The sequence below is a fragment of the Bacillus sp. CFBP9009 genome, from assembly GCF_036541465.1.
Taxonomy (GTDB): domain Bacteria; phylum Bacillota; class Bacilli; order Bacillales; family DSM-1321; genus Peribacillus.
Map to the genome: position 1 here is coordinate 219,290 of NZ_JAZHFU010000002.1, position 19,028 is coordinate 238,317.

14 protein-coding genes and 3 pseudogenes are annotated in these 19,028 nt (G+C 37.6%); 6 read left to right on the forward strand and 11 right to left on the reverse strand.

Features of this window, described 5'->3' with window-relative positions:
• Positions 1–179: 179 nt before the first annotated feature.
• Complete coding sequence (gene tatA / locus V3595_RS06200; protein WP_137016713.1) at positions 180–386, forward strand: twin-arginine translocase TatA/TatE family subunit; 207 nt, start codon at positions 180–182, stop codon at positions 384–386.
• Between the two features lie 324 nt (positions 387–710).
• Here tatA and V3595_RS06205 read toward each other — a convergent pair.
• The 3 genes and pseudogenes from V3595_RS06205 to bcaP all read right to left on the reverse strand — a co-directional run.
• Positions 711–1,181: pseudogene (locus V3595_RS06205) on the reverse strand (methyl-accepting chemotaxis protein); the annotation flags it as partial.
• Positions 1,182–1,469: 288 nt separating this feature from the next.
• Positions 1,470–2,009 (reverse strand): annotated as a pseudogene (locus V3595_RS06210) (protoglobin domain-containing protein); the annotation flags it as partial.
• Between the two features lie 153 nt (positions 2,010–2,162).
• Positions 2,163–3,575 (reverse strand): branched-chain amino acid transporter BcaP, encoded by a 1,413-nt coding sequence (gene bcaP / locus V3595_RS06215; protein ID WP_485905986.1) that lies wholly within the window; start codon positions 3,573–3,575, stop codon positions 2,163–2,165.
• 508 nt (positions 3,576–4,083) lie between these two features.
• On the opposite strand from bcaP, the gene V3595_RS06220 reads away from it, so the two are divergent.
• Positions 4,084–5,145 (forward strand): DUF3900 domain-containing protein, encoded by a 1,062-nt coding sequence (locus tag V3595_RS06220; protein ID WP_485905988.1) that lies wholly within the window; start codon positions 4,084–4,086, stop codon positions 5,143–5,145.
• Positions 5,146–5,838: 693 nt separating this feature from the next.
• Here V3595_RS06220 and V3595_RS06225 read toward each other — a convergent pair.
• Positions 5,839–6,015, reverse strand: a complete 177-nt coding sequence (locus V3595_RS06225; RefSeq protein ID WP_485905990.1) for a hypothetical protein — start codon at positions 6,013–6,015, stop codon at positions 5,839–5,841.
• A 253-nt stretch (positions 6,016–6,268) separates the two neighbouring features.
• Here V3595_RS06225 and V3595_RS06230 point away from each other — a divergent pair, with 253 nt between their 5' ends.
• Both V3595_RS06230 and V3595_RS06235 read left to right on the forward strand, forming a co-directional pair.
• Positions 6,269–7,021 carry an alpha/beta fold hydrolase gene (locus tag V3595_RS06230; RefSeq protein WP_485905992.1) on the forward strand — a complete coding sequence of 251 codons (753 nt, stop codon included), beginning with the start codon at positions 6,269–6,271 and terminating at the stop codon, positions 7,019–7,021.
• A 7-nt stretch (positions 7,022–7,028) separates the two neighbouring features.
• Positions 7,029–7,610, forward strand: coding sequence for a TetR/AcrR family transcriptional regulator (locus V3595_RS06235; protein ID WP_485905994.1), 582 nt, complete (start codon positions 7,029–7,031; stop codon positions 7,608–7,610).
• A gap of 340 nt (positions 7,611–7,950) precedes the next feature.
• On the opposite strand, the gene V3595_RS06240 is transcribed toward V3595_RS06235, so the two are convergent.
• The 3 genes from V3595_RS06240 to V3595_RS06250 form a co-directional block, all read right to left on the reverse strand.
• Positions 7,951–9,225: an MFS transporter gene (locus V3595_RS06240; RefSeq protein WP_485905996.1), complete on the reverse strand. Its 1,275-nt coding sequence runs from the start codon at positions 9,223–9,225 to the stop codon at positions 7,951–7,953.
• A gap of 274 nt (positions 9,226–9,499) precedes the next feature.
• Positions 9,500–10,687, reverse strand: a complete 1,188-nt coding sequence (locus tag V3595_RS06245; protein ID WP_485905998.1) for a CaiB/BaiF CoA transferase family protein — start codon at positions 10,685–10,687, stop codon at positions 9,500–9,502.
• A 25-nt stretch (positions 10,688–10,712) separates the two neighbouring features.
• The gene (locus V3595_RS06250; protein ID WP_485906000.1) at positions 10,713–12,512 is read right to left on the reverse strand and encodes an acyl-CoA dehydrogenase family protein; all 1,800 of its coding nucleotides are present in this window, start codon (positions 12,510–12,512) and stop codon (positions 10,713–10,715) included.
• A gap of 476 nt (positions 12,513–12,988) precedes the next feature.
• Between V3595_RS06250 and V3595_RS06255 the strand changes: the two genes are divergently transcribed.
• Positions 12,989–13,720 carry an IclR family transcriptional regulator gene (locus V3595_RS06255; RefSeq protein ID WP_485906001.1) on the forward strand — a complete coding sequence of 244 codons (732 nt, stop codon included), beginning with the start codon at positions 12,989–12,991 and terminating at the stop codon, positions 13,718–13,720.
• Positions 13,721–13,817: 97 nt separating this feature from the next.
• On the opposite strand, the gene V3595_RS06260 is transcribed toward V3595_RS06255, so the two are convergent.
• Positions 13,818–15,416, reverse strand: coding sequence for a phosphodiester glycosidase family protein (locus V3595_RS06260; RefSeq protein ID WP_485906003.1), 1,599 nt, complete (start codon positions 15,414–15,416; stop codon positions 13,818–13,820).
• Positions 15,417–15,824: 408 nt separating this feature from the next.
• Positions 15,825–16,703: an acyltransferase gene (locus V3595_RS06265; protein WP_485906005.1), complete on the reverse strand. Its 879-nt coding sequence runs from the start codon at positions 16,701–16,703 to the stop codon at positions 15,825–15,827.
• Between the two features lie 100 nt (positions 16,704–16,803).
• Here V3595_RS06265 and V3595_RS06270 point away from each other — a divergent pair.
• Positions 16,804–16,926 (forward strand): annotated as a pseudogene (locus V3595_RS06270) (hypothetical protein); the annotation flags it as partial.
• Between the two features lie 253 nt (positions 16,927–17,179).
• Here V3595_RS06270 and V3595_RS06275 read toward each other — a convergent pair.
• Together V3595_RS06275 and V3595_RS06280 are read right to left on the reverse strand one after the other, a co-directional pair.
• Positions 17,180–18,145 (reverse strand): peptidoglycan-binding protein, encoded by a 966-nt coding sequence (locus V3595_RS06275; protein ID WP_485906007.1) that lies wholly within the window; start codon positions 18,143–18,145, stop codon positions 17,180–17,182.
• 157 nt (positions 18,146–18,302) lie between these two features.
• On the reverse strand, positions 18,303–18,512 hold the full coding sequence (locus V3595_RS06280; RefSeq protein WP_101221994.1) for a hypothetical protein: 210 nt from the start codon (positions 18,510–18,512) through the stop codon (positions 18,303–18,305).
• Positions 18,513–19,028 lie beyond the last annotated feature (516 nt).

The following is a 19,028-nucleotide window of genomic DNA, read 5'->3' on the forward strand; positions in this document are numbered from 1 at the left end:
ATACTAGGGTAAGTAATATTTTTAAATAGAATGTGCAAGATAAAATTGGACGGAATTGAAAGTGTTGTCTTGTGAAGATCATCGGGTGCCGAACTCTATAATATATCCTAAATAACATTTGCAAATACATGGAAGGAGTCTATAATATTAACTAACAGATTTGATTGGAGTGACTAGTTATGCTTTCAAACATTGGTTTTCCCGGTTTAATTTTAATCCTTCTTTTAGCTTTAATTGTTTTTGGACCGAACAAGCTACCTCAAATCGGACGGGCAGTCGGCACCTCGCTTAGGGAATTTAAGGATGCAACCAAGGGAATAACAGAAGAAATACAAGAGGAATTCAAGGAAGACGTACAAGCCGCAAGAAAAGAATCGATAAAATGAAAAAGACGCCTGCACGCAGCAGGCGTCTTTGATGCGTTTGTGGCGCAGAACCGTCAGGCCACATCCCGACGTTTAGCTAAAAGCATGTTCTTCGACTTACACAAATTAGCTCATCGCTTTATTAATATAACATTAAACTTATTTTATATCAAGTGATTTATTGAACAGCCTGTTAACGGAGTCCCGTGGAATTGACTTTAATCTTTTCAAAATATGTTCATTTTCTATAGACCGCTTGGGGTTTGTTTAGAGATATTCTATCGAGTTGTTTATTAAAATACGAATGAGCCCCATTAAGCTGTTCTTACAAAATGTTGAACTTCATTACAAGTTCATCGTCATTTGCGTCAATTGATCCGAGGAAACGGCCACTTGAGTGAATGCTTCATTAATTTCGTCGAATATATCATTCAGCTCTGTCATTTCCTTGGTGATTTTAATATTCTGCTCTTTAACAGAAAGCATGGCCTGTGCTATATCAGTAAAAAATATGCCAGTTTCTTTTCCTTGTTTCGTTCCTTTAGTAATTTCCCCGCTAACCATGGAAATTGACGTGTTCATGACATTGGTAAAATGAGCAATTCCATTAACCAGTTTCACTACTTCCGAAACTGAGTCCTTGGTATTTTCCGACAGCTTCCTTACCTCACCAGCCACAACCGCAAATCCTTTACCATTTTCACCAGCTCTTGCCGCTTCAATCGCTGCGTTCAACGCCAACAAATTCGTTTGCTCTGCAATTGAAGTGATGATCGTGACAATTCGTTCAATTTCCTTTGAAGTATTGGATAGCTGTTCCATATCTTTTGAGATGATCGTCATTTGCTCCTGCGTTTTTACCAATCTTTTCTCTAATCCCTGTAACAGTTCGACTCCCTCTTTTGATTTTCCCTCTGCATGTATCGCAATCTCTGAGCCCTTTTCAGTGAAATCATGAATTTCGACTACCTTATTTGCCATTATTTGAGTTGCTGAACTAGTCTCTTCACTGATTGCTGCCAATTCCTCTGCATTATGATTGACCTGCAGTTTAATCGTTTCTTTTTCTGCTAGGTTCTTTTGGCGAATCTTTTCATTTTCAAGTTCATATGCCTCTAAAACAATTTGCTGCTCCAGATTAAAAATTTTAGTGACAGCCAGAATATTTTCTTGATATTGCTCGATATTCTTTATATTGGAAATTATATGAATGATTAATGACTGCAATAAATCCTGAAATGCGCTCATATACCATTTTGGCTGCAATCCAATTCGCACATGTACTTGTGCGATAATATAACGTTGTTTAATATACGCATCATCAATGTTCCCGCTAAACATTTCGAACATATGACGATGCAGTGTCTTTTTCAACCTATCAACAGAACTATTGTTTGATATGATTTTCATTAATGAGGGTTCATTTTCTAGATTTTTATAGAAATTTCCTACTATTTGGGTCAAATGTATCTTCACTTCTTCCTGTAAAGAACGAATTATGCACAAATCCCCCATCGTCAAATGAATCATTTTCACTTGATTCAATACGCTCGGATATTCCCTGATATTGATACCGACATGTTCCTTATATTGCATATAGTCTATCGATTTTATCTTTTGCTTACTTCTCCATATACTTTTCATGATTGAATTGCCTCCAATTTTTTCTACCCATATATACTATTTCGACATAAAGTCTGTTAATCTTAATTCACTTTGATAAATTTTCTTCTTACACACAAGACTTATGAACTATTTATGTCCAAATAAAAAAAGACACTCCAGAGAGTGTCTTTTTCAATGTTCATTTTCCTGCTGGTTAAGATTCGAGTGCTTACGGGAATAAGTGAAGTAAATGACTACTCCGATAGCCATCCAGATCAAGAACCTTATCCATGTATGACTCCCTAGCTGAACCATCAAGAATACGCAAAAAACGATTGCCAGGCCTGGAACGAGCGGTACAGCCGGACAATAAAAAGCACGTTTCATATCAGGTCTTGTTTTCCGTAACACGATGACCGCAATGGAAATCATCGTAAACGCAGTCAATGTTCCAATGTTGACCAGCTCAGCCAATTCACCAAGCGGTATGAATGCCCCCAATAAGGCCGCTATCAAACCGAATATCCATGAAGCCGCATAAGGTGTTTTATATTTTTTATGAAGTTTTGATAAGGATTTAGGCATCAGCCCATCTCGTGACATCGCAAACATGATTCGGGTTTGTCCATACAACATAACCAAGATTACCGTTGTCATTCCGAGGAAGGCACCTAGATCGATGATACCTGCAACCCAATTTTGTCCTGCGCTTTGCAAGACCAAAGAAATCGGGTGGTCAAGAGCCTTGCTGAATTGTGCATACGGTACCACACCTGTCATGATCAAACTTACCGCCATATAAAGCACTACACAAATGACTAATGAACCGAGAATTCCCCGTGGTAAATTCCTACCTGGATTTCTTGTTTCTTCAGCCGCAGATGCAACTGCATCAAAGCCGATGAAGGCAAAGAACATTAATGCGGCAGTTGAAAATACCCCATCGATTCCAAACGGCATGAATGGCTGCCAGTTTTCCGGTTTGACATAATATATAGAAGAAACGATGAACAACAAGACTACTAACACTTTAATAACGACCATTATATTATTGATTCTAGTCGTTTGTTTCGTACCTATGGAAATCAAAAAGGTAATCGCCATGACTATCAAAAAGGCTGGTAAGTTCATATAAGTCGTGACACCTTCGACCGAACCCGGTGCTGCCGTCAATTTCTCCGGAAAGTTAATTCCGAATCCACTTAAAAATGATTGGAAATAGCCCGACCACCCCGCCGATACGGCACTGACAGCCAATAAGTATTCAAGGATTAAATCCCAGCCGATTATCCAAGCGGCGAATTCACCTAAAGTTGCATAAGCATACGTATAAGTCGAACCTGATACCGGCACGGAAGCTGCAAATTCTGCATAAGAAAGTGCAGCGAATAAACAGGCAAGACCAGCAATGATGAACGATATTGAAAGTGCAGGACCAGCATTCACTGCACCAGTGCCTGTTAGAACAAAAATGCCTGTCCCAATAATCGCTCCAATTCCTAGCATCGTTAAATCCCAAGCTCCCAGTTCCCGTTTCAATCCTTTACCGCCGGAACCTGCGTTTTTCAACAAGTCCTCAATGGACTTCTTTCTAAAAATACTCATGTTCTCTCCTCCATAATTTTATAACTATTCTGAAAACTATAGACAAATAATTTCACTTACCATTTATATCGGAGAAATTTCGACAAATTTCTGCAATTCCTGAATTATCTGACTTTCAAATTATACGTATTAACCTTTTTATCGTCAATGTTTTATTATTGTAAAATTCTGCTTTTTGAATCTTTTTCGGAACGAAAGCCTTATTATCCAACAGAATTATGCATCATTAACAATATATAATTAACAATTCATTATTTTAATATTAATAAAGCGAGCTATTGGAGTATTTACTGTATTCCATTAATTTATCTTGTAAAAGTTCTAATTTTTTTAATTCTATAAAAAAATCATTATTTATTATTCTCTAAGTATTATTATGAAATAATACACCAAAATTATTCTAAACATTCATGCGCCAATAGTTTGACGGAATCAAAGTACATCACTATACTTATTAAGTCTAAAAAAGTACTGGAATCATGCTTAATAATTGAAGAAGGTGACATTCATGGATTTTGCGATTACCTATCTGTCTTTTTATTTAATCCAAGTCGAAGGCAAAGGCGATCAGGCTGATAAACGTTTTAAACATTTCCAAACTCTTGATACTGAAGAATACGAAGAAAGTCCTCTAAAGGATTTTTTGGATGGGGAATTGATGAAGATTTCCAAACGGAAAGTCGACCGTCATCCAAAAACTGAACAAATACCGACGAAAATCGGTTCTTTTATTGTCGAAGAAGGACATGCACTTGATTCCAACCCTAATTACAATGTATTTAACCGTGTTCGATATGCAAAAACAAAACAAGAATTCCAAGAGGAAAATGAACAATTCACGCGGTCTTATATTGATACAAGTGCCGTCCGTGGCGGTGTCTTCATAATCGCTTCGGCAAAATTAACGAAATATCTTGATGAACCATTCGTTTTCTTATTAAAATGTGATTTCGAGCCGAAAGTTGCTTCCATTTCTGATGAACGGACCTTGATTAGGCACGTTGAAATGGCAATCACCACTAAAAACATGAAATCCATTCAATACCCATACATGCCCGAAGAAGGAATGGTCGAAGAAGGCGAACTGAAAATCCACCAGGCTTCACATGCCCGGTACTTCGAGGATTTCCTGAAATTCGTTGAATATGGCGAATCAATGCCGGAAATCATGAAAAACCAGGTCATCCATATGGTCCATGAACATGTATCCGCTCAATTCGAAGAAAACAGTGACGAACTGCAAAAATTCGAACAGGACCTGGAAATCTGGGAAACAAGCGATAAGCGGGAAATCCAGGAACGTCTAGAAACCCACCAGGTCGTCGAAGCCACAGCCCAGATCGTCGAACATACACCTGAAGCCGAGCTGCGAATGAAGCTTGGGAGTACATCTATCAAAGGACTGTTAGCCGATTTCGGCGACAGCATCCATTTAGGAAAGATTAATGGGAAGTATGTATTGATGATAGAATCCGATACAATAGAGTTCGATAAAGGCGTTTCGCCGATTGAATTTCACAGGCCGGATGATTTACAAGTACTAATTGATAAAATCATAAATAAAAGTTGATGATAGCCCGAGTCACAAGAAAATATGATCATTTGTGAATCGGGACCTCTCTCTAGAGTCACACTATACTTGTGTAATATCCCGAAAATGGCGGTCTTTGAGACTGCCTATTTTTTATTTTTCTTATACTAGATAAGGTTATCTTGTGTATTTTGGGCCTTCAACCGGATCAGCACTATGTTTGTAATAGACTTGATCTGCACCACTAACCGCTTGATTGTTAACACCTTCACGCTCCGGTATTCCAATATTGATTAACATTTGTGAATACCTTGAATGCAATATTGAAGATGTAAATGAAATAGATCAAACAGAGTAAAACCACCAATCTTAAATGACTGGTGGCCTTAAGCTATAATTAATTTTATTTAGATTTTAATAATGGTCTACTGGTGCTCCTAGGTTATCCAAGTCTTGTGAAATATTTAGAATGATTAAATATCTCCACTCGTTTTTAAGTTTCCCTAAGTCCACAACCTGATGAACCTCTACTTCATCATTTTCATACTCTTTACTAGTCTCGCAAATCTCATATAAACTTTCTACTACTTACAGGATAAGGGATATTGAGTACTCCTAGTTGATTTAGTTTTGTTAATTACAACCATATGGTTTTTTGTTGAAGTATCCTTATTGATTGCTAATATTAGAATCATAACTCTTAGCATAATGAACCTGAACTTGATTAGAGTCTTAGTCCTTAGTTGTCCACTTTCTATCATAGTTGGCCATCGTATCTTCTCTTAATTTTTTCGCATCAACATCTTTTCCATATTGAGTAGCCTTAGCTGATGATTTTATTTTTAGAATTATATTTGTACTTATTGTTCGCATGCTCATTAATAAAGCTCGCTTTGTTTGATTCCCCATTTAATTTATATTGTACAGCATTTTTTTGGTTTTTGGATTTTTTGGCTTCTTTTTTTTAGAATGTCCATTGTCATTAATGATGCATCTGAAACGACAGATGTTATATTTGTGCTTTTTCTATTGGTTAGCGCGATTATTCGGAATGGAAATAATATCTAAGATCATTAGGAATAAAATTACATTTTCTATTGACTAAACATTCATTCAATAATGAAATAAAACTGAAAATTCAGTGAAAAACGGAGGGGTTACATTGGATTTATATTACGAGATTACTGGCAATGGTCGTCCTGTTGTTCTTATTCATGTTGGTGGGACTGATTTGAGGCAATGGACATTTTTGGCATCTCTTTTATCTAAGGATTACAAAGTTATTGCTTTTGATGGCCGTGGTGCCGGTAAATCACCATCCCCTATAAAACATGTAAACTATGTAGACGAAGTACTGGCACTAATGAATTACCTGGAACTTCATCAAGCAACGATTATTGGCCATTCCATGGGCGGGCAGATTGCAACTGATTTCGCTCTTAATTACCCTGAAAGAGTATCGAAACTTGTCTTAATTGCTCCTTCTTTAACTGGTTTTCCCTATTCAAAGGAGTTTGAACAATATCATGAAAGAATATTGGAAAGTGCACCCAATATAGATAAGATGTTAGAGCTTGCACTTCATTCACCAACATATCAGGTGGTTATCGATAGTCCGCACAAAGATCTCATTGTTCAAATGCTCAGTCATCATTTCGGGCGCATGCTTAAGTGGCCCGCTGATTTCTGCATGAAATGGCCTCAGCCCGCAGCAATGGAACGATTAGAAGAATTGAACACCGAAACATTATTTTTTATCGGCAAAAAGGACTTGGCAGATAATTTTCGAGTTGCCGATTGTTTCCGTAAGGTTCCAAACATCGGATTCATCGAACTAGAGGATGCCGATCATATGCTGCCCCTCACCCATTCTGAAGTTTTATATCAAGAATTCACTGCTTTTATGGAGGATTGAAGTTAAAATGCCACGTACACCCGAAGAAAATGACCGTATTCGCCAAGCTTCCAAAGAAAATATTCGCGCTGCTGCCATGGAGTTATTTATAAAACAAGGATATTACGCTACTTCTATAAGCGATATAGCAAAGAAGGCGGGTATTTCTAAAGGGTTACTCTATAATTATTACAAAGGAAAAGAAGAACTGCTTTCTGAAATCGAGGCCAGAATTATGGAAGTGGTTGAAGTCATGGAAGAAGCGCTCAGCTTAAATACACCTCGTGAACAGCTTGAACATTTAGTAAATGGTGCCATTGATAATATCCACAAAAAACCGGAAGTACATCGGTTTTATCTGCACCTGCAAACTCAGCCAGAGTCTGATGAAGAGTTGATAAAATACAGTCATCGTATTATTGAAGAAAATGCTAGACAATTTGAGTTTCAATGTACAATATTTGAAAATATGGGTGAAAAGGAACCAAGGAAACGATCGTTATATTTTTCATCTGTGCTACAAGGTATTATGTTGATGATATCCACCTACCAACAAGGTTTTCCGATTGAAGAAATGAAGAACCAGATTATAAGTGAGTTTTGTAACTAGTCTACCGTTTAATAGGACATATCTTGAATAAAGATTAAATGAGGAACTTCCACAATCGGGCTATAAAATGGAGAAAAAAAGAGATCGTCATTGACGGTCTCTTTTATGAGAAAAACTATTTATTAATTTACATTCGTCTTAAACATACTATGAAAAATCCTATTCAATTAAAAGTACGATGGGCTTATTCCACTCCAACATGCATCATGCCGCCAGAACCTACCACAAAAACCCTGTTCAAATCCCCCCGCCTATTTTATATTTTTTCGGCATTCAAATACTTACTGAAATTAATATTAGAATTCATATGATTGAAATGAAAAACTCACTATATAAAAGCTTATATAGATTGATTGGTATAAACGCTTTCCTTTTGCTCGGTTGGAGAATTTTCTTCCTTCCCGAATGGATCGTACATTTTTTCCCGAATAAACAGTGCAGGAATTAATGCTGAAACCACATAGGCAATAGCTAGTGTAGCTAATCCGAATCCAATTGAATAGGATTCCGCCATGACACCGATGAGAAATGGAGCCATCGCTGATCCGACTCTTCCAACATTATATGATCCCCCTACAGCTGTACCACGAATATGTGCAGGAAAACTCTCAGCCATATAAGTGGCATTGACTGCATAAGGTATACCATAGAGAAAACCTAGTATAGTAAGTAACAGAATAATATTAGACGGTGAATTATAAAGATAAACGATTGGTAAGACAATTGCAGTAGAGAAACCACCAACTATAAACATCGTTTTTCGGCCGTATAGATCGGCCAGCCAACCTGCAATGATCTTACCTAAGATTGCTGCTGCATATGTCCCTACAATATACCCTGTCATCTTTTTAAAATCAAAACCTAAATCCGAAACAATATACGTCGGCAGCCAGGTACCAATGCCATAATAAGCAAATTGTAAGAAGGTCGCAGTAAGACCCCAAAATATAAAAATCTTTCTTGTTTTTGAATCTTTGAAAATCGCAGCCCACTCATTTTTCTTATTACCCTTTTGTTTTTGCGCTTGAGCCCTTTCTTTCCATCCCGGAGGTTCTGGAATTTTGTATCTGATATAAATTGCCAAAAGAACAGGTGCAATAGCGATAAAGTAAAGAGGCCTCCATCCGTATTCAGGCAAGATTGCACCAGCCAGTAAAGCTGCCACTAAATATCCTAATGAATAAGCTGCTTGTAGTGTTCCTAAAATCGTCGTCCTTTTTTTCGTAGGTACATATTCAGCCATAAGCATCGTAACGATAGTATATTCCGCGCCGATCCCGATAGCAGAAATGAAACGAATAACGGTAAATTGTTCATACGTTTGGGCAAATCCAAGTAAGCACGTACCAACAGAGAATAGAACCATCATCCAGGTTGCCATTCTCACCCGGCCATAGCGGTCAGATAACCAACCGCCACCGATCCCGCCGACGGCCATACCCACTAAGGACCATGTAGCAATGAGCCCTGCATCTGCTTTACCAATATTAAACTCTTCCATTAGACTAGGCATCGTGATAGATAGCATGATTAAATCCATGCCATCCACCACAAGACCTATAAAGCATGCGACGAATACCACCATCCAAGTCCGATCTGACGCACCTTTATTCATACTAACCCCCCTGATTTTTTGGATTATATACTTGTTAAAAACGGTAAACATCCATTTGATGTAAGCGCTGTTAATTTGAAGTTGAAAATCATCGGATGATAGGAACCTGATGTAGAATTATTCATCACTGCTTCGTTTTCCCAAAATAATTTTAGTCATTTAATATGGTATTAGCTTCATTAGTATTAATTAAGGGATTTCTTTAAAAGCTAACAACAGTTCTTAATCCATCTAACAATAACGGGATCTCTAAATGCCGACTAAGGAATTTATTTCAAATAACCTTATCTTCCATGAACGATTCAATTTCTTGTTTATCGTACCCTAAATCCACCAAGACTTCCTCGGTATGTTCCCCATGTAAAGGAGGATGCCTCTCGATTGTGACGGGTGTATCCGAGAGCTTTATAGGTGATCCCAAAAGTTTAACAATTCCAACTGTGGGATGTTCAACTTCCTGAATCATTTGCCTTTCAAGTACTTGTTCATCTGTAAAAACTCTATCTAAAGTATTGATGGGACCACAAGGAATATTGTTTTCTTGAAAGATTGTTAGCCATTCATCTGCTGTTTTTGTTAATATCACTTCTTGTAATATAGGAATTAATTCTTCCCTATATATGATTCTTGCATTAGCTGTCGCAAAACGTTCATCCTTGGGTAATTCATCTGCATTTATTAATGTACAAAAACGCTGGAATTGTCTGTCGTTGCCTACTGCTATGATTATCTCCTTATCTTTTGTTTTGAAGTTCTGATAGGGTACTAGGGTCGGATGCTGATTTCCATACCGCTTAGGCAGATTTCCTTTGTTTAAGAAACCTGTTCCTATATTTAGCAAAGAAGCAACCATTGAGTCCATAAGAGAGATGTCACAATGCTGACCACGACCGGTATGGTTCCTTGCCTCCAAAGCAGCTAATATGCTAATGATTGCATATAGACCTGCATATAAATCGGCCATGGCAATCCCGGCTTTTACAGGTTCACCATTGGATGTGCCATTCACACTCATAAAACCACTCATTGCCTGAGCAAGAAAGTCATATCCAGGCAATTGTTTATACGGTCCTGTATGACCAAACCCTGTAATGGAGCAGTGAATTATTTTAGGGTTTAACGCTTTCAAGTCTTCATATCCCAGTCCTAACCGCTCCATCGTTCCTGTCTTAAAATTTTCTACGATAACATCAGATTCTTGGATGAGTTTTTTTATGATTTGGATTCCTTCTTTTGTCTTTAAATTCACCGTTATGGCCCTTTTATTTCGATTAACTGCCATATAATACAAACTAATATCTTCAATGTCCGGAGGAAACCATGTTCGTGTTTCATCCAAGAAATCCGGCCCTTCCACTTTAATAATATCTGCACCCAAATCTCCTAAAATACTTGTGCAGACAGGACCAGCCACCACTCGGCTTAGATCAAGAACTTTTATCCGGCTTAATGCCCTAGTCATTGTTCTCACCTCCATCCTTTTACGTTTAGAGTTTAACTGCTTGTTGCACGTTTTCCAGCAAACCTTCTACCGCCCCTTTTGATACTTTGTTAAAGTCAACAATAGCATCAAACCATTGTAATAATGATGAATCAAAATAAGTAAGTTCATCCAAGCCACTTGAAAGCAAATAACGATGGATATACTGCAAAGTCATGTATAATTTTCGATAGTTTTCTTGGGCTGTAATTTGTACTTCTGCTTCATTTAGCAAAAGACTTGCAGTGAATATATGATACATCCGGTTCATTAATTGTTTAGCAGGCAATTCCCTTTCTGGTCCATTCAGACTCATTATCCTGTTTGATTGTGATTCGACTTTTTTGGATATTTGCAGAAGGATTTTCCCAATCTGTTTAGTTAAAGAATTCGTAATAGCATCCAACCGATTGTATAAGTCGTTAAAAAAGATTTTTCCTGCTTCGTCTTTCACTAACGCTCTTACAACGTCTAAGGCAACGATATTCGTGGTACCTTCCCAAATGGAACCCACATGAGCATCCCGTACAAGTTTTGAATCTATCCAATCCTCGATATATCCATTTCCTCCCCTGGCTTCCATTCCTTCAGAGGTAGAATTCCTTGCACGTTTACAAATGTACCCTTTTAACAATGGCGTCAAAATTCGTAATAGCCTTTCAGCTTCCACGTTCCCTTGATCGGATTTATCATAAACGGAAGCTGTGTAAAATGTGATTGACGCAGCTGCTTCGCAATCTAGTAATAGTTCAAAAAGTGTTTCTTTCATAAGGGGTTTTTCAGACAAGGAGCTGCCAAATGCGACACGTCCGCGAGCTGAAACGAGTGCTTCTAAAAAGCTTCTTCGCATCATCGCGCTGGAACGTACGGCGTTCGATAACCGTGAAGAATTTACCATCGACATCATTTGTTTAAACCCTTTAGTTATATCTCCTACGACATAAGCAACTGCTCCTTCAAATGTCACCTCACCAGAAGCCATATCGCGGGTCCCTAATTTATCTTTTAGGCGATTAACTTTGTATTTATTAAGAGTTCCATCTGGCAGTTTTCTTGGCATTAAAAACATTCCAAGACCTTTAGTACCCTCGGGGGCCCCTTCAGGTCGAGCCAAAACTAATGCTACATCTGCTGAAACGTTGGAACAAAACCATTTATCACCCCAAATCTCCCAATGATCATCCACTTTCTTTGCTGTTACCGTATTAGCACCTACGTCAGATCCGCCTTGTTTTTCGGTCATAAATTGGGCACCTGTCCAAAAAGTATTTATATCAGTACTCGTCATACGAGACAAATAGGTTTCTTTTAAACCATGATCACCAAATTTTCTTAAGACCCTTGCAGCAGAGTCAGTCATGCTCATCGGGCAAGCTAAACCAAACTCAGATTGGACGAACAAATACCAAAATCCGTACTTTAACACGTGCGGTAGTTTAGTAGGAAACCCCAGTACGGGTTTATGTGACATAGCGACCAGAGCGAACTTTCCATATCCTAATGATTCCATCTCTTTATAGGACGGATGATATTCAACTTTGTCTACTCGTTCACCTTTTGCATCGTAATTTATTAACTCGGGAGTATGCTTATCCGCCATGCGGGATAATTCATCAAGCCTTGTTCCGGCTATTTCCCCCAACTCCTTTAAATAAGGAAGGGCACGTTCATAATTTTCAGTAGAAAGATAATGTTTAAGTATAAAAGACAAGTTTTGATCCTGTTCAAAAAAGTTTAATCCTTTCGTGTCTGGCATCGCACCAGAATAGGCTTTTCTAGAATCAGCATTTATTAATTTCACGGACATATTATTCCCCCTTGTTTGATGTTTCATTTTAATAATTAATAAAGAAAAATTCTCTTATCCCCACTTTTACATTTTTATTCTTTTCTCCGAGTCAGGATCTGTACAAGTGATTCGTTTTTCAGGTTATTATTTCACTTCCTTTCAACATTGCACTAAATTATTATTCATAATAAAGGAATCTTAATTCCTATATCATGAATATAAAGTTAGTTTTCAGAAAAGTCAATTTATTAATCAGGACCTCATCTTGCAGAAAAATTGAGTTTTTCTTCACCAAATTTTATATAAATATAATTTCTAAAAAAGAAGGGAATGACCCAAAAAGTTCACTTTTCGTGAACTTTTTGAATCACCCCGTTCAAATTTTAGTAATGATAAAGAAAACTATTCTAGCTACTGATTGGCCCCTTATCTTACTATGATATAATATTTTAAATAATTAAATTAATTTGGAATTTTATTTGGAGGATATATTCATGAACACTAAGATTTCGTCTACGGTGCAGCGTGCAATCAAAATCATCAATTATTTGAATGAAACAACCGGTCCACAAGGAATTAAAAATATTAGCGAAAACCTTAATATTTCTCCCCCTATCACTCATCGTCTGCTTACTACTTTGAAAATGGACGGTTTGGTATTCCAAGATGCAGATTCTAAAAAATATTCACTTGGTACGGTGTTTATCGATTATGCAAATAAAATTATAACCGATGTACCTTTTGTCTCGATAATCGATCCACTTCTAATTAAATTAAGAGACGAAACACAGGAAACTGTAGGGTTTTATATGTTAACAAACATGATTAGGATGTGTGTAATTGAACATGAAAGCAAACAGGAAATAAGTAGAAGGGCAGGGGTTGGCAATAGGATTCCGCTACAACTTGGCTCAAGCGGACGGGTAATATTGGCATTTCTTAGCGAAGGGTTACAGGCACAAGTATTAAACCTCCTTCCAGAGGAAGAAAGAAAAATACTACAACAACAATTAGAAATTATAGTAAATACCCGTTACTCAATTAATGAGGAGGAAATCACGAAAAATGTAGCTGCATTATCAGCACCAGTATTCGGTGCTAAAGGAAAAGTCATTGGAGCTATCTCCATTTCCGGGCCTGTTTTTCGCTGGAATAAGGAATCGATGGAACAACATATCTCTTTATTGTTAAAAACTGCTGAAAGTATTTCAAAATCCTTATATTAAATTATTTCAAAATATCACAACAAAAAAATCTCTTCAGAAACCTATCTGAAGAGATTTTAAGTTTATTTGATAAATGAAGTCGTTAATCTCTGCCCATCTATTCTACTAACATTATACCGTCGGCAATCGGGCGTTCACCTGCTGCATCAGAGGGTCTTGTGACTCGGTCATCCCCAACTGTCATGGTCGTCGATCCGCCGCCGTCAAGATTGATGGCATCGATGGCGCCTAATGACTTCATGACTTTCGCACTTTCTTCAAAATTAGCCCCCACACTCCATCCGGGTGCGCGCCCATCGATGGTGACAAATAATAGATTGCCATTCTCTTTGATTCCTGCAAGCGTTCTAGGATTACGGCGCTCCCCAAAACGATAATAAAACCCAGGATCTTCTTCCCAGTGAAAGCCTTCCTCTACGGCATTGATGGAAATTTCTCCTTTTTCCATTAAACGAGGACCTCCATTAATCATGCTGGTGGTTTGGTTCAATTTTAATATCTTTCCATCCCCGATGATTTCACTCTTCACCTGAATCTTCATCCCTTGTTGGGCATGGTCACGAAGCCACTCTGCCGCCTCCCCCGTTCCCGCAAGAACAGAACCACTGCCCGGAATGACTCCTCCACGATGGTCACGAATTTCCTCCACTTCTCCGGCATGATTTACGACCACTTCCACACCGTCGCCCGATTCTGTCTTTCCTCCAAATACGGACGTATATTGGATAAGCTCACTTTCATCATTACAAGTAAAATCATGTTTCGCCCGTTCTGTTGTCGTATCTCCTCCAACACCGCCACAATTGCGGATTAATCCTGGCTTCCGATTTAATCCATCCACTTCCCTGACCGCTCCATCAGATGACGTAGCCTGAATTGACGTGGAAACAGACGCAATGTTTGCCTTCTCTTCAACAGAAGATAAAATCAGAGCTGAACGGCCGTTTATCGCCTCACTGACAAGTTGACCTTTGCTGGCGAATATACCGGCAAGATCGCCTGGTGTTCCATCCTTCTCTCCTACAACAAAGTATCCGGCATTAACTCCGGCAATGGCATTATTTCTGTCAGCGATTTGGGTCAATGTTTCTTTCCCTGTCACTGCATCATTTGCCAATTCAGGCTCCACATGCCCTTGAAATCGATCCTGATCCACTTCAAGGACGTTCACTACCCATGGTCCTGTTGTTTTCTCTCCGTCTTCACCCGTATACACAGTCCGTAGACCCGAATATCCCTTTTCCGATAACTTGTTTCTCATTTCGGCTGCATTCGCTTCCAGCTGATATTGGCCGATGCGGACAATGTATCCAAGTGGACCTTTTTCCCCATCATCCATGGGCCGATCCGCTTCTCTTATGATACGAGCATTTTTGAAACCATCTCTCTTTAAATTTCCCAACAATATCTTTGCCTGCTTCTTTGTTTTTACAAATGCCACATCCACTGTGAAATAGTCTTTAGAAGATGCTTCACCACGATGGATTTTGGTATACGTCACTCCTGGTGCTGGATTCATGGAAGTTCTTTGCTCGATCAAATTAGGTGTTCCTAACGGAAGCACATGATTCTTCACTTGTAATTGAGCATTCAATTCTGCTTGAACTGGAGTTTCTGGAATGGCATTTACAATCATCACAGATGCTAGACTAATAGTGGCGATAGGCAAAATGGGCTTTTTCCATAATTTTTTCATTTTTTCCTCCAATAAAGTTATGTCCTGCTTTAACTTTATTGGAGGAATATGATGGAAAATTAAAAAGACTATTATATTTCAGTCAATTTTAAGTGAACAAAAATGAGCATAAATACTCGATAAATATTACAATTCATATTTGTGAAAGGACAACTTTTAGGACATCTTCACTTTGATAACTTAAATAACAATGTTTCCTTTGAAGAAAAATGTAATAGATGTCCAAACTGGATTTATTTTTGGGTTTTCCATTTTGGTAGAGTTGTCTGTAGTGAGTTAAGTTTATCAATGTCCAAAAATTTTTATACAAATAATTTTCTGTAGTTTTAAAAGAAAGTCGCACTGTTTATAAAAAAAATAAGAAAGCAACTCAGAGTTTTGATTTATTTTTTGAGATAAATTCATTCATTACTTCTTGCCTCCTTTGCGAAAGATTCGATCAAGAAATGTTTTCTTTTTCTCTGGAGGCACAGGAAGAAAGAAACGATTCTTACTTGTTACATTAAGATAAGGCGTTAATATGACAGTCTTCTCCTCTACAGAAGTTGCTGTTTTTAGCTGTTCTTCAATTTTCGCAAAATGTTTCGCTGTTGAGCCTTTTGGCGTATAGACAAAACGTCCATCTGGGAAATTTTGCGATTCAACTGTTTCTTTTTCAGTATATGCATGTACAGATGGTCGTGCCCAAAAAACATTTTTCCGCACCACACGTGCAGGACTTCCTGCAGCTGCTACATTTGATGGGATAGATTTTGCCACGAGTGACTTTGCACCTAAAATTGAACCTGTACCTACTTCTACTCCTTTTAGAATCATGACGTCCTGCCCAATCCAAATGTGGTCACCTAAGTACACACTCTTTGTTGGATTTATCCGTTTTTGAGTTGTTACATCGTAGATCAAATGTGGATCTGCCAAACGAACGACTACACCACTTGAAAACATATTATCATCACCGATGAATAGATTCTTTTGCTCAGAGAGAATAAATCTCGCTAAACCATTAAATGAATAGTTGCGACCAAGGAAAAATGTATTATCATTCCAAACACTGACGCTCATCGTTGCATTGCGATTTGATTTCCCAATGATTATGAGCGAGTTGTTACCATTAAAATTTAGCGTTGCATTTTTAAATTCTGCTCCGCGTTCAATAATTAACCGATTTCCTTTACCCAAAAATTTGATTTTACTATTCACAAACGAAATCTCATCTTCGGTATTTCCTATAAAGTGTATTTCATTATTTGTTTCCGGTTTATGCAAGATGTTAGAAATGATTTCCATGCTGTCTATACCCACTTTCAAAATGTTAAAAACGCTTTCATTATACATTATTTTTAGCTCACTACAAAGACCGCATAAGAAAACCTGAGGAGATGTAAAGTTGAAGCCTTCGGATTTCCGAAAAAGGTTAAATAAATTAAAGGTTGTAAATCAATATGAACAATTGCTGGTAGATAGTCGTGAAGTTGCAGAAATGGTTGGGAAACGTCATGACTATTTAATTTGAGATATTAAAGGATTCGTAAAGGTTTTTTTAGAGGTGTCCGTCAGTAACTAACCTTTTTCGCTTCCGATAAGCTTTCACAGCTGTTTTCGTTTCCTCACCTTAATATCTATCATAAGCTTCGATTTTTAAACGATTGGGGTATTTACTTTTAATGACTGCTATTTTTCATACAAAAAAAGCCCTCATTTTAAGGGCTTTTTTGCTATGCTAATTGCATTTAAGCATTATATTCTATTACATTTCATATATTTCATCCAAATAATTTTGCGTAGGTATTTTCACCGGCGACCCCGTCTGCAGAAAATCCATTGGCCCTTTGAAATGCCTTCACCGCTATTTCCGTTCCGCTTCCAAAGATACCATCTATTCCATTTGGATTATGTCCTTCCAAATAAAGTGCAGCTTGAAGGATATAAGTGATATTCCCTTCCCCTTCCCTAACATTAGGTGAAGCCGCTTTTGTTTGGGGTCCCCATATTCCATCAACATTAATCTTTGCACCATATTGTTTATTCAATTCGGTTTGAAAACCCTTGATCAGCGCTTTTTTAGTATTGGGACCATAATGACCATCAACATCTATTTTTGCATTATACCTGCTATTTAATGTCCTTTGAATGGACTTGATAGTTTGATTGCCGCTGTCCTTTGCTGGCGTATCTTTTACTATCACTTCGGATTCGACTTGTGTAGCTGGTGGAGTTGTTCCTTTAACTTTTGATATCAGTACAGGCTTTGGCTTTGCTCCCGCTTTTAACTGAGAATAAGTCAGTCCGCCCGTCATATCCAAGTGCGGATAGTCTTTAAAGCTTGACCAATCCCCTCCCCATGCAAAGCCCAAGGATTTACCAATAGCCGCTACCCGTTTCCATTTTGCATCAACCGTCCATATTGCATTCTTTCCATCATCGCTGACTATGAAATAATCAATGGCTAGTCCATAGTTATGGTAAGATTGACCTGGCATCGCGTTGGTCAATCTCGGTTTCGATAAATCACTATAGTTTTTACCATCGTAGATATATCCTAGGAGACCTTGACCATATAGCTTTGCTTGCTCTTCCATAGACCGATAACCTGCGCTGATTTGCACGAAAATGCCTTCTTGGTATGCCCGTTTAACCATTTCCAATGCTGATTCTTTTACGACTGGGTGAATTCCGCTGCCCATATTCTTTTCTGAACGATCCAATAAAGTTTCTAATTTAACTGTCAATTTAATCACCTCCTAATATGTTATGGTGCTAATTAGGAAATGCTTGTACACCTACCTTGACGTTACAAAAAAACGCCCTTTTATGAGGACCTAGTATAGGTTCATCGTTCTTAAATAAAAAAAGCACAACCCTAATTGGGACTGTGCTTTTGATCTATTATAAAGGCATATTTTGATCTTCTTTATCTTTACCAATTACCCTTATCAACTCATCCAGCTTTTCATTTCTTTCTTGATCTAATCTTGTCTTTGCATTGATGAATTTAATTATCTTAATTATGAAATAAACACTTAATACAATAAGTCCCAAATAAAACAAAATCGGTATGATTGCAAAAAGCCCTATTAAACTGCTGGCTTGGTCCATAAATAATTCCTCCCAAATGTAAAATATAGTATTATTATACAGGAAAAACAAAGTAGGCGTCCGATATTGATTTATTATTTAAATAATTATTTTGCACAAAAGCTAGCCACATTTTAATGATCTCCAATTAGTCATCAGAAGATTTCTTAAAGATAGGGTGAATCCTTATTGAAGGATTTGAATCAGAAAAAGGGAGAAATTTAAATTACCCATTATAGAAACCCCCATCTTATCTATTCAAATATAGACATAAATTAGGGTTATATATTTTTTGTTGCGTTTCTATCATGATTATAAAATAGATAAATTGAATTAAAGAACTTCACATAATCAGTCAATACTTCTTTAAACCCCACTTATCTCTGCTCTCTACTAAATGTTTTCTAAAAAGAATTTACACTCTAGAACAGTGGAATGAATCACATCATGGCCATATATTTCGATCTAATTAAAAAATACCTAGTGGATCCCCTATACATAACCCCTTTTATAATTAGGCTTTGCAAAGGCTAATTA

Bases quoted from the DNA above. Each gene is read 5' to 3' on its own strand.
- tatA (WP_137016713.1), top strand. From the start codon at position 180: ATGCTTTCAAACATTGGTTTTCCCGGTTTAATTTTAATCCTTCTTTTA.
- bcaP (WP_485905986.1), bottom strand. From the start codon at position 3,575: ATGAGTATTTTTAGAAAGAAGTCCATTGAGGACTTGTTGAAAAACGCA.
- V3595_RS06220 (WP_485905988.1), top strand. From the start codon at position 4,084: ATGGATTTTGCGATTACCTATCTGTCTTTTTATTTAATCCAAGTCGAA.
- V3595_RS06225 (WP_485905990.1), bottom strand. From the start codon at position 6,015: ATGGGGAATCAAACAAAGCGAGCTTTATTAATGAGCATGCGAACAATA.
- V3595_RS06235 (WP_485905994.1), top strand. From the start codon at position 7,029: ATGCCACGTACACCCGAAGAAAATGACCGTATTCGCCAAGCTTCCAAA.
- V3595_RS06240 (WP_485905996.1), bottom strand. From the start codon at position 9,225: ATGAATAAAGGTGCGTCAGATCGGACTTGGATGGTGGTATTCGTCGCA.
- V3595_RS06245 (WP_485905998.1), bottom strand. From the start codon at position 10,687: ATGACTAGGGCATTAAGCCGGATAAAAGTTCTTGATCTAAGCCGAGTG.
- V3595_RS06250 (WP_485906000.1), bottom strand. From the start codon at position 12,512: ATGTCCGTGAAATTAATAAATGCTGATTCTAGAAAAGCCTATTCTGGT.
- V3595_RS06255 (WP_485906001.1), top strand. From the start codon at position 12,989: ATGAACACTAAGATTTCGTCTACGGTGCAGCGTGCAATCAAAATCATC.
- V3595_RS06260 (WP_485906003.1), bottom strand. From the start codon at position 15,416: ATGAAAAAATTATGGAAAAAGCCCATTTTGCCTATCGCCACTATTAGT.
- V3595_RS06265 (WP_485906005.1), bottom strand. From the start codon at position 16,703: ATGGAAATCATTTCTAACATCTTGCATAAACCGGAAACAAATAATGAA.
- V3595_RS06280 (WP_101221994.1), bottom strand. From the start codon at position 18,512: ATGGACCAAGCCAGCAGTTTAATAGGGCTTTTTGCAATCATACCGATT.